This is a genomic window from Pradoshia sp. D12, from assembly GCF_008935075.1.
GTDB lineage: Bacteria > Bacillota > Bacilli > Bacillales > Pradoshiaceae > Pradoshia.
The window spans coordinates 132,634-144,903 of the sequence record NZ_CP044545.1; the positions used below are offsets into that span (position 1 = coordinate 132,634).

Sequence of the window (12,270 nt, forward strand, 5' to 3'; positions counted from 1 at the left end):
AAAGGAGTGTCGTAAATGATCACGAAGGCTAACAAAAACGCTACTCGTAAGAAAAGACATGCACGTGTCCGCGCTAAATTAGCGGGTACACCGTCTCGTCCGCGTTTAAATGTTTTCCGATCCAATAAGCACATTTATGCACAGCTTATTGATGATGCTAATGGTGTTACTTTAGCTAGTGCATCAACACTTGATAAAGAAATTAGCCTTGAGTCCACTAGTAACGTGGATGCAGCTAAAAAAGTTGGCGAAGTAATCGCTAAACGTGCTGTAGAAAAAGGTGTTTCCGAAGTTGTTTTTGACCGTGGAGGATACTTATATCACGGACGTATACAAGCACTTGCAGATGCTGCACGTGAAAACGGATTACAATTCTAATAGACAAAGGAGGGACATATTAGATGCGTCGCATTGATCCAAATAAATTAGAACTTGAAGAACGCGTAGTTACAGTCAACCGCGTAGCGAAAGTTGTTAAAGGCGGACGTCGTTTCCGTTTCACAGCGCTAGTGGTTGTCGGAGATAAAAATGGGCATGTAGGATTCGGTACTGGTAAAGCACAAGAGGTGCCAGATGCAATCCGTAAAGCTGTTGAGGATGCGAAGAAAAACCTGGTTACTGTACCAATGGTTGGAGTTACAATTCCTCATGAAGTAATCGGACGTTTCGGATCTGGTGAAATCTTAATGAAGCCAGCTTCTGAAGGTACTGGAGTTATCGCTGGTGGACCAGTTCGTGCCGTGCTTGAATTAGCAGGTATCGCTGATATCCTTTCCAAATCTCTAGGCTCTAACACACCTATCAATATGGTACGTGCTACTATTGATGGCATTAAACAAATGAAAAGTGCGGAAGAAGTTGCAAAATTGCGCGGTAAATCTGTAGAGGAACTGTTAGGATAAGGAGGGAAATCAAATGGCTAACAAATTAGAAATTACCCTCACGCGTAGCTTAATCGGTCGTCCTGAAGATCAACGCGTAACAGTAAATACTCTTGGTCTTAAAAAAATGCACCAAACTGTAGTGCATAACGACAATGACGCTATTCGCGGTATGATTAACAAGGTATCTCACCTTGTTACTGTTAAAGAAATCTAAGCTTACTAACGTTTATATAAGGAGGTGCCAGCATGAAACTTCATGAATTAAAACCTGCAGAAGGTTCTCGTAAAGAACGCAAACGCGTAGGCCGCGGTATTGGTTCAGGTCATGGTAAAACTGCCACTAAAGGACACAAAGGTCAAAACGCCCGTTCCGGCGGTGGAGTAAGACCAGGATTTGAAGGGGGTCAAACTCCTTTATTCAGACGTTTACCTAAACGCGGATTTACAAACATTCATCGTAAAGAATACGCAGCAGTTAACCTTGAAAAATTAAATCGCTTTGAAGATGGTACTGAAGTAACACCTGAATTGTTAATCGAAACAGGTGTTGTGAAAAGCGAAAAAGCAGGAATCAAAATTCTTGCAAAGGGTAATGTAGAGAAAAAATTAACAGTTAAAGCACACAAATTCTCTGCAGCTGCTAAAGAAGCGATTGAAGCCGCAGGCGGTAAAACTGAGGTGATTTAATGTTCCGTACATTGCGTAATTTCATGCGAGTGAAAGATATCAGGAATAAAATTCTCTTTACTCTTGCAATGCTGGTTATCTATCGCATCGGGTGCTTTATACCTGTTCCCGGTGTGAATGCAGACATTCTTGCAATGAACGATGAGTTAAGTGTATTTGGAGTTTTGAACTTCTTCGGTGGAGGAGCTTTAAGTAACTTCTCTATCCTTGCAATGGGGATCATGCCATATATTACGGCTTCGATCATCATCCAGCTATTGCAAATGGATGTAGTTCCTAAATTTGCAGAATGGGCAAAGCAAGGTGAAGTTGGAAGGCGTAAATTAGCTCAGTTTACCCGCTATGGAACCATAGTTCTTGGATTTATTCAAGCACTTGGAATGTCATATGGTTTTAATAACATGGCTAATGGAGCTTTGATTGATAATCCAGGAATTACGACATATCTGTTAATAGCTACTGTATTAACAGCCGGTACCGCATTTCTATTGTGGCTCGGTGAACAAATCACTTCTAAGGGAGTAGGAAACGGAATTTCGATCCTTATCTTCGCGGGTATCGTATCGGCAATTCCTTCTACGCTCAACCAGGTTTATGCATCCATGTTCGAAGATGCTGGAGATGCATTATTCCTTAATATAGCAATTGCTGTATTGATTGTACTTGCAATCATCGCTGTAGTTGTTGGTGTAATATTTATTCAACAGGCAAACAGAAAAGTACCTATTCAATACGCTAAGCAGGTTTCAGGTAAAAGTCCAGTCGGTGGACACAACACACATTTACCTTTAAAAGTAAACTCTGCTGGTGTTATTCCGGTTATCTTTGCAGTTTCCTTTATTATTACTCCGCCAACAATTGCATCATTTTTCGGTGAGAATAGTGTAACAACATGGATTACTAAAACATTTGATTACACACAACCCGTTGGAATGATCCTTTACGTTGCTTTGATTATTGCATTCTCCTATTTCTATGCTTTTATTCAGGTTAATCCGGAGCAATTGTCCGAAAATCTGAAGAAGCAAGGTGGATATGTACCAGGAATACGTCCAGGCAAAGCCACTCAGGAATACTTCACGAGAGTATTATACCGATTGACTTTTGTTGGGGCTCTATTCCTTTCATTCATCGCAGTGCTTCCTGTAATATTTATCAAGCTAGGCAATCTTCCATCATCTGCCCAAATAGGTGGAACGAGTCTCTTGATTATAGTTGGGGTAGCCTTGGATACAATGAAGCAATTAGAATCGCAACTTGTAAAAAGACATTACAAAGGTTTTATTAAATAAAAGGTTTCGGGGACTATTATGCTCCCCAAGCCTATTATTGTTTAGGGGGAAAAAGTGTGAATCTTGTATTAATGGGACTGCCAGGAGCCGGTAAAGGTACTCAGGCAGAAAGAATAGTAGAAGAATACAACATCCCTCATATCTCTACTGGAGATATGTTTCGGGCAGCTATGAAAGAGGAAACACCACTTGGTTTAGAAGCTAAATCATATATGGATAAAGGTGAACTGGTACCGGATGCAGTTACAATCGGTATCGTACGTGAACGTTTAGCTAAAGATGATTGCCAAAAAGGCTTTTTGCTAGATGGATTTCCACGCACAGTTGCTCAGGCTGAAGCACTTGAACAGCTTTTAGCTGAAATGGATCGTCAATTAGACTATGTCATTAATATACAAGTCAATAAAGATAGCTTGTTAGAACGATTGACAGGCCGCCGCATCTGTAAAGATTGCGGAGCTACCTACCACCTAGTATTTAATCCTCCTGCCAAAGAAGGCGTGTGCGACCGCTGTGGTGGAGAGTTGTACCAAAGAGCTGATGATAACATCGATACGGTGCAAACCCGTCTCGAAGTAAACATTCAACAGTCGCAGCCACTGATTACCTTCTATGAAGGAAAAGGATATTTACGAAATCTTGACGGACAACAACCGATTGATAAAGTCTTCGCGGATATAGAAGAGCTTCTCGGGAGCTTGTCTCGATGATCATTTGTAAAACCCAACGCGAGATTGAAATCATGCGTGAAGCTGGGCGTATTGTTGCTCTGACACATCAGGAACTGCAAAAATACATTAAACCCGGTGTTTCAACAAAGGAACTGGATGCTATTGCGGAAAAGTTTATACGCAAACATAATGCAATTCCGTCCTTTAAAGGGTATAATGGTTTTCGTGGCAGTGTTTGTACATCCGTTAACAACGAACTTGTACATGGCATTCCTGGGGATAAGACATTAAAAAACGGCGACATTATCAGCATTGATATTGGTGCACAACTTAATGGCTATCACGGCGATTCAGCATGGACCTATCCAGTTGGAGACATTGATGATGAAACCAGGAGACTGCTTCAAGTAACAGAAACATCCCTCTATAAGGGGATTTCGGAAATAAAGCCAGGCCAACGTCTCTCTAATATCTCACATGCTATTCAAACATATGTCGAGGAAAACGGCTTTTCTATAGTAAGAGAGTATGTCGGACACGGTATCGGTCAAGACTTACATGAAGCACCGCAATTGCCTCACTTTGGTCCGCCGAATAAAGGCCCAAGATTGAAGCCGGGAATGGTGCTGTGTGTTGAGCCAATGGTGAATGCAGGAAGCCGCTATGTTCAAACATTAGCCGACAACTGGACAGTTGTTACAGTTGATGGGAAGAACTGTGCTCATTTTGAGCATACCATTGCGATTACCGAAGAAGGCTATGAAATCTTAACATTAGTTTAAATGTAGGTGATCTTGATTGGTCCAAAAGGATAGATCTCCCCGGTTGGGACAATTTGTTCGGGTCACTCAAGGCAGGGATACCGATCAATATGCCATAATTGTAAAAATTATAGATGAAAAGTTTGTTTGTATTGCTGACGGAGACAAGCGTAAGTTTGATTCTGCCAAGCGTAAAAACATACTTCATCTTCATTTGTACGAAGACTGGTCTCAGGAAGTGGAGAGCAGTTTAGGGGAAACAGGTCGCGTAACGAACGGAAAGCTCCGTTTCGCTTTGACTTATTTTATGAAAAGCCAAGAGAAGAAGGGAGAAGAACTGTAATGGCAAAAGATGATGTTATTGAAGTTGAGGGTACAGTTACTGAGACTTTACCAAACGCTATGTTTAAAGTTGAATTAGAGAATGGCCATACTGTCCTTGCCCATGTATCAGGCAAAATCAGAATGCATTTCATTCGTATTCTGCCAGGTGATAAAGTGACGGTAGAGCTATCTCCTTATGACTTGACCCGCGGAAGAATTACGTATCGTTTTAAATAATCTCGGTTGCACTCCGCATTTTATAAGGAGGGAAAACAATGAAAGTCAGACCATCAGTAAAACCAATCTGCGAAAAATGTAAAGTTATCCGTAGAAACGGTAAAGTAATGGTTATTTGTGAAAACCCAAAACATAAGCAAAAACAAGGGTAATATTTGAAGGAGGTGCACATAAATGGCACGTATTGCAGGTGTAGATATTCCTCGTGAAAAACGAGTTGTTATTTCTTTAACTTATATTTTCGGTATTGGTAGACCAACTGCTGAAAAAGTACTTGCAGAAGCTGGAGTTTCTCAAGATACTCGCGTACGCGATCTTACTGAAGATGAATTGAACAAAATCCGTGATATTATCGATGGATACAAAGTAGAAGGTGACCTTCGACGTGAAGTTTCCTTAAACATCAAACGTTTAATGGAAATCGGTTGCTACCGTGGATTACGCCACAGAAGAGGACTTCCTGTTCGTGGACAAAACACTAAAAACAACGCACGTACTCGTAAAGGCCCACGTAAAACTGTTGCTAACAAGAAAAAATAATAAGTAAGGAGGTTTTGTCGATATGGCACGCAAAACGAACACACGCAAACGCCGCGTGAAAAAGAATGTAGAGTCAGGTATTGCTCACATTCGTTCTACTTTCAACAACACAATTGTTACAATTACTGATGCACACGGAAATGCTATTTCTTGGTCAAGTGCTGGTGCACTTGGTTTCAGAGGTTCCCGTAAATCTACACCATTTGCAGCGCAAATGGCAGCAGAAACTGCAGCTAAAACTTCTATGGAACATGGTATGAAAACTTTAGAAGTTACTGTTAAAGGCCCAGGATCTGGTCGTGAAGCAGCTATTCGTGCATTACAAGCAGCTGGTCTTGAAGTTACTGCAATTAAAGACGTAACTCCAGTACCTCATAATGGTTGCCGCCCGCCTAAACGCCGTCGTGTATAATATTGTTTGAATAGAATTTATTTCCCTGTCTATAATGGGGTAATATAGTGATTTTTCTTTTCTCAAGGAAATCACAAATATGTTGCGCACATTGGGAGTATATATTGGGGAATTTCGGTTAGATGCAAACCACTACCTTCTTCTAGCCGGGGTTTCGACGTTACGAAGGAGGGTATTGTTGAATGATCGAGATAGAAAAACCAAAAATTGAAACGGTTCAAATCAGCGAAGACGGAAAATATGGTAAGTTCATCGTTGAACCACTTGAGCGTGGATATGGAACAACTTTGGGTAACTCCTTACGTCGTATCCTACTATCCTCATTGCCTGGTGCTGCCGTTACATCTATTCAAATAGATGGTGTGCTCCATGAGTTCTCTACTATTGAGGGTGTAGAAGAAGATGTAACTGCTATTATCCTAAATATTAAGAAACTCGCATTAAAGATTTATTCTGATGAAGAAAAGACTCTTGAAATTGATGTTCAGGGGGAAGGGGCAGTAACGGCTGCAGATATTACACATGATAGCGATGTGGAAATCCTAAACCCGGATTTACTGATAGCTCACCTTTCTAAAAAAGCTCACTTGCGTATGCGCTTGGTAGCTAGAAGAGGAAGAGGCTACACGCCAGCTGATCAAAACAAACGTGATGATCAACCAATCGGTGTAATCCCTATTGATTCCATTTACACACCAGTATCTCGGATGACATATCAAGTTGAAAACACTCGTGTAGGTCAACTGACAAACTATGATAAACTTACAATCGATGTATGGACTGATGGAAGCACTGGTCCAAAAGAAGCTATAGCTTTAGGTGCGAAGATTGTAACAGAACATCTGAATATCTTTGTTGGTTTAACAGACGAAGCTCAAAATGCTGAAATTATGGTTGAAAAAGAAGAAGACCAAAAAGAAAAAGTTTTGGAAATGACAATTGAAGAGCTTGATCTTTCTGTTCGTTCTTACAACTGTTTAAAGCGTGCTGGTATTAATACAGTACAAGAGCTTGCTAATAAGACTGAAGAAGATATGATGAAAGTTCGTAATCTTGGCCGTAAATCACTTGAAGAAGTGAAAGCTAAGTTAGAAGAACTAGGTCTTTCCCTACGTAAAGACGATTAATGAATGAATAGATAGAATCAGTTATTTCAACAAAGGAGGGAAACTTTCATGGCATACAGAAAGTTAGGACGTACAAGCGCACAGCGTAAAGCAATGCTTCGCGATTTGGCTACTGATTTAATTATCAACGAGCGTATCGAAACGACTGAAACTCGTGCGAAAGAATTACGTTCCGTAGTCGAAAAAATGATTACTTTAGGTAAACGCGGAGATTTACATGCACGCCGTCAAGCTGCTGCATACATCCGTCACGAAGTAGCAAACGCTGAAACTGGGCAAGATGCAGTTCAAAAATTATTTGCTGATATCGCGCCTCGTTACGAAGAGCGTCAAGGTGGATACACTAGAATCATGAAAATTGGTCCACGTCGTGGAGACGCAGCACCAATGGTAATTATCGAGTTAGTTTAATGATGTAAGGGTAGGGGTGGACAGAGTATCTGACACCCATATCCTATATTAAATACCTTAATCCAATGATTCTGGTATAAGCTAACTAAAGCATCATGCGTTTACGCATGTGCTTTACTCTTATTTTACTGAATAATCCAAAAAACGATAGAGCGTTACGATAGGCATGAATTGGGTGACGATCCAATTGATGTTTGTCTAGCTCTCGCACCCCTTGTACAGACAAAACGTACGTTGTCTGACATTAAGATAAGTGAATGCTGCTCTTAATTCAGGAAATCCATTGGGATAATCCGGAAGGGGTGCAGCGTTTTTTTATATCCAAAAATAGTTGAGCTAAGCAGAGAATAGAGCAGCACAGGGAGGAAGCTATGAGTAAACCGTTGGCTGAAGTTAGTAATATATCCTTTCAATATGAAGCGAAGACGAATAAAGCTCTGGATAATGTATCGTTTAAAGTCCAGGAAGGTGAATGGCTCGCTATTGTTGGGCATAATGGTTCCGGCAAATCAACATTGGCCAAGCTATTAATAGGGCTCTATTTTGCTAATGAAGGAACGATCATGGTCAATGATATGGTCATGAGCGAAGGCACTGTTTGGGATATCCGACAGCATATTGGAATGGTCTTTCAAAATCCTGATAATCAGTTTGTAGGTACAACTGTGCAGGATGATGTGGCTTTTGGTTTAGAAAACGCCGGCATTGAGAGAGAGGATATGATAAACCGTGTCCAGGATGCATTAAGGAAAGTTCGCATGGATGAGTTTCTCGATCAAGAGCCGCACCATTTATCAGGTGGACAAAAGCAACGTGTTGCAATAGCAGGTGTACTCGCCTTGCGCCCATCTATTATTATTCTGGATGAAGCCACCTCCATGCTTGATCCTTTGGGTAGATCAGAAGTACTTGGCATTATTAGAGAATTGAAGGAAGACAAACAATTGACAGTAATATCGATCACTCATGACTTGGAGGAAGCTGCCCGAGCTGACCGGATGATTGTATTGAATCAGGGGAAAATATTTGCGGAAGGCAGTCCGGCTGAGATATTTAAGTTAGAGGAAGAACTTGTGAAATTAGGACTTGATATCCCGTTTTCTATAAAACTTTCTAAATCATTAAGAGAAAATGGTATCCAGGTTTCTGATCAAATCACCGAAGAAGGGCTGGTGAATGAACTATGCAAATATCACTTGAAGAAGTAGAGCATACCTATCAACTGGGGACGCCATTTGAGCATCGCGCTTTATATGATATTAATGTTCGTTTTCCAACTAATTCTTTTATAGGTGTAATTGGTCATACTGGCTCAGGCAAATCTACTCTCTTACAGCATTTAAATGCCTTGTTAAAGCCAACAAAAGGGAAAGTCACCATTGGAGAAAGAGTTATCTCCGCAGATAAGAAAGAAAAGAATTTGAAAGCCATCCGTCAAAAAGTAGGAATTGTCTTTCAGTTCCCTGAACACCAGCTTTTTGAGGAAACCGTATTAAAAGATATCTGCTTTGGACCCATGAATTTTGGTGTGAGTGAGGAAGATGCCAAAAAACGTGCGTATGCAGCGATCAAATTAGTGGGTCTGGACGATTCGATTATGGAGTCTTCTCCATTCGATTTATCCGGCGGTCAAATGCGAAGAGTAGCTATAGCAGGAGTACTGGCCATGGAACCGGAAGTTATTGTTCTGGATGAACCTACAGCCGGGTTGGATCCAAGAGGGCGAAAAGAAATTATGGATATGTTTCATGCCCTTCATAAGGAAAAGGCTCTTACAACCATATTGGTTACACATAGCATGGAAGATGCAGCAAGATACGCAGACGAACTGATTATCATGCATAGAGGAACGATTGTCAAAAAAGCCTCTCCAAATGAAGTATTCTCTGATCCAGAGGCGTTAATGGATTTAGGACTGGCAGTGCCTGATACCATTCGATTCCAGATGGAATTTGAACAAAAGAGCGGTTTAGTCCTCTCCAAGAAGCATCTGTCATTGGATGATTTGATTAGCGAGATATCAAATCTCCTGGGAGGTGGACAACAATGATGGATAAATTTATAATGGGGCGCTATGTTCCAACTGATTCAGTTGTCCACAGAATGGACCCAAGGGCAAAATTATTATTAGTCTTTTTCTATGTATGCATCGTATTCCTGGCTAATAACTGGATATCGTACGCCATTTTAATTACTTTTACCTTAGTATTGCTAGGATTAACAAAAATTAAACCGCTATTCCTATTACAGGGATTAAAGCCGGTAATCTTTTTAATCATTCTAACATTGCTTATACAACTGTTTTTCACAAAAAGAGGAGAGGTTGTCTTCTCGCTCGCCGGTATTGATATTTATGATGAAGGAATTAAGATGGGGATCTTTATATCCTTGCGTTTTACATTATTAATCTTAGTTACTTCTATCCTGACGCTTACGACAACGCCGATTGAGATAACGGATGGAATGGAATATCTATTGAACCCTTTAAGGAAAATTAAATTCCCGGTTCATGAGCTTGCATTAATGATTTCTATCTCATTACGCTTTATTCCAACGTTGATTGAAGAGACGGATAAAATTATGAAGGCACAAACCTCAAGAGGCGTCGATTTTTCATCGGGCCCGCTGAAGGAAAGATTGAGTGCAGTCGTCCCGCTCCTTGTTCCATTATTTGTAGGTTCTTTTAAACGTGCTGAGGAGCTGGCTACAGCGATGGAAGCAAGGGGATACAGGGGCGGAGAAGGCAGGACCAAATATCGTGCTCTTAAGTGGGAATTTCCTGACATGATCTTAATCATCTCTCTCATCCTCTTATCAATCGCTCTTATCCTCACTAGAAACTAATAGGGAGAGTACTGGAATGATACGTTACAAATGTACAATAGCTTATGATGGGACAAATTTTGCCGGCTACCAAATTCAGCCTGACAAGCGTACGGTTCAATTGGAATTGGAAAAGGTCCTAATGACCATGCATAAGGGAAGAGAGGTCAAGGTGGCTGCTTCAGGGCGTACAGATGCCGGTGTTCATGCCAAAGGGCAAGTCGTTCACTTTGACTCTCCACTTGAGCTGCCTGCGGAAAGATGGAAAAAAGCACTGGGAACTATGCTGCCTGCAGATATAGCCATCGTAGATATCGAGAAGGCAGATCCTGAATTTCATGCCAGGTTTAATGCGGTTGGTAAAGAATACCGTTATAGTATTTCGTTGGCTGAAGTAAAAGATCCCTTTATACGAAATTATGCCTATCACTATCCTTATAAACTCGATTTAGCTATGATGGAGAGAGCGACAGAGTATTTAACCGGGACCCACGATTTTACCAGTTTTTGCTCCGCTAAAACAGAAGTGGTGGATAAAGTAAGAACGGTCAAGTCAATTAATTTTCTTAAAGATGATCAACAATTGGTCATACGTTTTGTTGGAGATGGCTTTCTGTATAATATGGTACGGATTATGGTAGGTACTTTATTGGACGTTGGAATTGGTAAACGTCGTCCGGAGGATATGAAGGATATCATAGCTGCCCAAGATCGCACGAAAGCGGGGAGAACCGCACCAGGACACGGGCTATATTTATGGAAAGTAGATTATAAATAAAATCTAAATTCCATGACAACTAATCCAGGTGTAACATTTTCTTGACAATGGCCGAAAAACGGTATATCATATCCTTTGGTATGTTAAAACCACGAGAATAGCCCCGGAAACTATTTCGTGTTTAGATAGAGCCACAAATTTTATCAAAAAAATGAAACAATGAACTATTTTTAGGAGGGTAAATTAATGCGTACGACGTATATGGCGAAAGCTAGTGATGTAGAACGTAAATGGTACGTTGTAGATGCCGAAGGTCAAACTTTAGGTCGTCTAGCATCACAAGTAGCCTCAATTCTTAGAGGTAAACACAAACCAACTTATACTCCACATGTTGACACTGGTGACCATGTGATTATTATCAATGCATCTAAAATCGAACTGACTGGTAAGAAATTAACTGATAAAATTTACTACCGTCACTCCATGCACCCAGGTGGTTTGAAAACAAGAACTGCTCTTGAAATGAGAACTAACTACCCAGAGAAAATGTTGGAGCAAGCTATCAAAGGTATGCTTCCAAAAGGATCTCTTGGTCGTCAAATGGGTAAAAAATTAAACGTATATGCTGGAGCTGAGCATCCACATCAAGCACAAAAACCTGAAGTTCTTGAGCTTCGCGGTTAATATTAAAGGAGGATATAACATTGGCACAAGTACAATATTACGGTACTGGTCGACGTAAGAGCTCCGTTGCTCGTGTGCGTTTGATTCCAGGTGAAGGCCGCATCATTATCAATGATCGTCAAATCGATGACTACATTCCATTCGCAGCACTTCGTGAAGTAGTAAGACAACCTCTAGTTGTTACTGAAACAACAAACAGCTATGACATTTTAGTAAACGTTAAAGGTGGAGGCTACACAGGTCAAGCAGGCGCTATCCGTCACGGTATCGCTCGTGCATTACTTGAAGTAGATCCAGAATACCGTCCAGGACTAAAACGTGCAGGATTGTTAACTCGTGACCCACGTATGAAAGAGCGTAAAAAATACGGTCTTAAAGGCGCGCGTCGTGCACCTCAGTTCTCAAAACGTTAATTTTGCAATTGCGTTCAAAAGACTCTCAGACATTTGTCTGGGGGTCTTTTTTTGTTATGTTTGGACATATTGACCAACAGACGGCTTAGTTGTGTAAGCGAAGTTTGGTTTGGCTGGAGTGATCCAGATTAGCTCGGTTACGTATGATTAATATTCGGGATGGATTGGCTGGATTATGAGCTAATTCGGCTGGATTAATAATCCGTTTGGCCGGATCAAATAGAAAGTGGCTGGATTCATTAGATATTTGGCAGAATTAAATAAGAAGACGAGTATATTCTAAACA

The 12,270-nt window shown here is 40.8% G+C and carries 20 protein-coding genes; all 20 read left to right on the forward strand.

Going from position 1 to position 12,270, the window contains the following annotated elements:
• Nucleotides 1–15: 15 nt before the first annotated feature.
• Nucleotides 16–378, forward strand: coding sequence for a 50S ribosomal protein L18 (gene rplR / locus F7984_RS00730; protein ID WP_066102942.1), 363 nt, complete (start codon nt 16–18; stop codon nt 376–378).
• Between the two features lie 23 nt (nt 379–401).
• Nucleotides 402–902, forward strand: a complete 501-nt coding sequence (gene rpsE / locus F7984_RS00735) for a 30S ribosomal protein S5 (RefSeq protein ID WP_066102939.1) — start codon at nt 402–404, stop codon at nt 900–902.
• Between the two features lie 13 nt (nt 903–915).
• Nucleotides 916–1,098 carry a 50S ribosomal protein L30 gene (gene rpmD, locus F7984_RS00740; RefSeq protein ID WP_066102935.1) on the forward strand — a complete coding sequence of 61 codons (183 nt, stop codon included), beginning with the start codon at nt 916–918 and terminating at the stop codon, nt 1,096–1,098.
• A 32-nt stretch (nt 1,099–1,130) separates the two neighbouring features.
• Nucleotides 1,131–1,571: a 50S ribosomal protein L15 gene (gene rplO / locus F7984_RS00745; protein ID WP_066102932.1), complete on the forward strand. Its 441-nt coding sequence runs from the start codon at nt 1,131–1,133 to the stop codon at nt 1,569–1,571.
• Entirely contained in the window at nt 1,571–2,863 is a 1,293-nt protein-coding gene (gene secY, locus F7984_RS00750) for a preprotein translocase subunit SecY (RefSeq protein ID WP_066102930.1), read from the forward strand. The genes rplO and secY overlap by 1 nt, the downstream gene beginning before the upstream one ends.
• A gap of 56 nt (nt 2,864–2,919) precedes the next feature.
• Nucleotides 2,920–3,573, forward strand: a complete 654-nt coding sequence (locus F7984_RS00755; protein ID WP_066102927.1) for an adenylate kinase — start codon at nt 2,920–2,922, stop codon at nt 3,571–3,573.
• The gene (gene map / locus F7984_RS00760; RefSeq protein ID WP_066102924.1) at nt 3,570–4,316 is read left to right on the forward strand and encodes a type I methionyl aminopeptidase; all 747 of its coding nucleotides are present in this window, start codon (nt 3,570–3,572) and stop codon (nt 4,314–4,316) included. The genes F7984_RS00755 and map overlap by 4 nt, the downstream gene beginning before the upstream one ends.
• A gap of 16 nt (nt 4,317–4,332) precedes the next feature.
• On the forward strand, nt 4,333–4,638 hold the full coding sequence (locus tag F7984_RS00765; RefSeq protein WP_140462330.1) for a KOW domain-containing RNA-binding protein: 306 nt from the start codon (nt 4,333–4,335) through the stop codon (nt 4,636–4,638).
• Complete coding sequence (gene infA, locus F7984_RS00770; RefSeq protein WP_040372572.1) at nt 4,638–4,856, forward strand: translation initiation factor IF-1; 219 nt, start codon at nt 4,638–4,640, stop codon at nt 4,854–4,856. Before F7984_RS00765 ends, infA begins: the two co-directional genes overlap by 1 nt.
• 38 nt (nt 4,857–4,894) lie before the next feature.
• Entirely contained in the window at nt 4,895–5,008 is a 114-nt protein-coding gene (rpmJ, locus tag F7984_RS00775) for a 50S ribosomal protein L36 (RefSeq protein WP_017473641.1), read from the forward strand.
• 22 nt (nt 5,009–5,030) lie between these two features.
• Complete coding sequence (rpsM, locus tag F7984_RS00780) at nt 5,031–5,396, forward strand: 30S ribosomal protein S13 (RefSeq protein ID WP_066102920.1); 366 nt, start codon at nt 5,031–5,033, stop codon at nt 5,394–5,396.
• A 22-nt stretch (nt 5,397–5,418) separates the two neighbouring features.
• A complete protein-coding gene (gene rpsK, locus F7984_RS00785; protein ID WP_049672521.1) occupies nt 5,419–5,808 on the forward strand; it encodes a 30S ribosomal protein S11 in 390 nt (129 codons plus the stop codon).
• A gap of 182 nt (nt 5,809–5,990) precedes the next feature.
• Nucleotides 5,991–6,935 (forward strand): DNA-directed RNA polymerase subunit alpha, encoded by a 945-nt coding sequence (locus F7984_RS00790; protein WP_066102914.1) that lies wholly within the window; start codon nt 5,991–5,993, stop codon nt 6,933–6,935.
• A 48-nt stretch (nt 6,936–6,983) separates the two neighbouring features.
• Complete coding sequence (rplQ, locus tag F7984_RS00795; RefSeq protein ID WP_066102910.1) at nt 6,984–7,346, forward strand: 50S ribosomal protein L17; 363 nt, start codon at nt 6,984–6,986, stop codon at nt 7,344–7,346.
• 371 nt (nt 7,347–7,717) lie between these two features.
• Nucleotides 7,718–8,554, forward strand: a complete 837-nt coding sequence (locus F7984_RS00800) for an energy-coupling factor ABC transporter ATP-binding protein (RefSeq protein WP_066102907.1) — start codon at nt 7,718–7,720, stop codon at nt 8,552–8,554.
• A complete protein-coding gene (locus tag F7984_RS00805; RefSeq protein ID WP_066102904.1) occupies nt 8,530–9,396 on the forward strand; it encodes an energy-coupling factor ABC transporter ATP-binding protein in 867 nt (288 codons plus the stop codon). The genes F7984_RS00800 and F7984_RS00805 overlap by 25 nt, the downstream gene beginning before the upstream one ends.
• Nucleotides 9,393–10,190 carry an energy-coupling factor transporter transmembrane component T family protein gene (locus F7984_RS00810; protein WP_140462329.1) on the forward strand — a complete coding sequence of 266 codons (798 nt, stop codon included), beginning with the start codon at nt 9,393–9,395 and terminating at the stop codon, nt 10,188–10,190. Before F7984_RS00805 ends, F7984_RS00810 begins: the two co-directional genes overlap by 4 nt.
• 16 nt (nt 10,191–10,206) lie before the next feature.
• On the forward strand, nt 10,207–10,947 hold the full coding sequence (gene truA, locus F7984_RS00815; RefSeq protein WP_140462328.1) for a tRNA pseudouridine(38-40) synthase TruA: 741 nt from the start codon (nt 10,207–10,209) through the stop codon (nt 10,945–10,947).
• Nucleotides 10,948–11,133: 186 nt separating this feature from the next.
• The gene (gene rplM / locus F7984_RS00820) at nt 11,134–11,571 is read left to right on the forward strand and encodes a 50S ribosomal protein L13 (RefSeq protein ID WP_066102895.1); all 438 of its coding nucleotides are present in this window, start codon (nt 11,134–11,136) and stop codon (nt 11,569–11,571) included.
• Between the two features lie 20 nt (nt 11,572–11,591).
• Nucleotides 11,592–11,984 carry a 30S ribosomal protein S9 gene (gene rpsI / locus F7984_RS00825; protein ID WP_066102893.1) on the forward strand — a complete coding sequence of 131 codons (393 nt, stop codon included), beginning with the start codon at nt 11,592–11,594 and terminating at the stop codon, nt 11,982–11,984.
• The last annotated feature ends 286 nt before the right edge of the window (nt 11,985–12,270 follow it).

What these genes read in the sequence shown, in the direction of transcription:
- rplR (WP_066102942.1), top strand. Translation starts at nt 16, where the DNA reads ATGATCACGAAGGCTAACAAAAACGCTACTCGTAAGAAAAGACATGCA.
- rpsE (WP_066102939.1), top strand. Translation starts at nt 402, where the DNA reads ATGCGTCGCATTGATCCAAATAAATTAGAACTTGAAGAACGCGTAGTT.
- rpmD (WP_066102935.1), top strand. Translation starts at nt 916, where the DNA reads ATGGCTAACAAATTAGAAATTACCCTCACGCGTAGCTTAATCGGTCGT.
- rplO (WP_066102932.1), top strand. Translation starts at nt 1,131, where the DNA reads ATGAAACTTCATGAATTAAAACCTGCAGAAGGTTCTCGTAAAGAACGC.
- secY (WP_066102930.1), top strand. Translation starts at nt 1,571, where the DNA reads ATGTTCCGTACATTGCGTAATTTCATGCGAGTGAAAGATATCAGGAAT.
- map (WP_066102924.1), top strand. Translation starts at nt 3,570, where the DNA reads ATGATCATTTGTAAAACCCAACGCGAGATTGAAATCATGCGTGAAGCT.
- infA (WP_040372572.1), top strand. Translation starts at nt 4,638, where the DNA reads ATGGCAAAAGATGATGTTATTGAAGTTGAGGGTACAGTTACTGAGACT.
- rpmJ (WP_017473641.1), top strand. Translation starts at nt 4,895, where the DNA reads ATGAAAGTCAGACCATCAGTAAAACCAATCTGCGAAAAATGTAAAGTT.
- rpsM (WP_066102920.1), top strand. Translation starts at nt 5,031, where the DNA reads ATGGCACGTATTGCAGGTGTAGATATTCCTCGTGAAAAACGAGTTGTT.
- rpsK (WP_049672521.1), top strand. Translation starts at nt 5,419, where the DNA reads ATGGCACGCAAAACGAACACACGCAAACGCCGCGTGAAAAAGAATGTA.
- F7984_RS00790 (WP_066102914.1), top strand. Translation starts at nt 5,991, where the DNA reads ATGATCGAGATAGAAAAACCAAAAATTGAAACGGTTCAAATCAGCGAA.
- rplQ (WP_066102910.1), top strand. Translation starts at nt 6,984, where the DNA reads ATGGCATACAGAAAGTTAGGACGTACAAGCGCACAGCGTAAAGCAATG.
- F7984_RS00800 (WP_066102907.1), top strand. Translation starts at nt 7,718, where the DNA reads ATGAGTAAACCGTTGGCTGAAGTTAGTAATATATCCTTTCAATATGAA.
- F7984_RS00805 (WP_066102904.1), top strand. Translation starts at nt 8,530, where the DNA reads ATGCAAATATCACTTGAAGAAGTAGAGCATACCTATCAACTGGGGACG.
- F7984_RS00810 (WP_140462329.1), top strand. Translation starts at nt 9,393, where the DNA reads ATGATGGATAAATTTATAATGGGGCGCTATGTTCCAACTGATTCAGTT.
- truA (WP_140462328.1), top strand. Translation starts at nt 10,207, where the DNA reads ATGATACGTTACAAATGTACAATAGCTTATGATGGGACAAATTTTGCC.
- rplM (WP_066102895.1), top strand. Translation starts at nt 11,134, where the DNA reads ATGCGTACGACGTATATGGCGAAAGCTAGTGATGTAGAACGTAAATGG.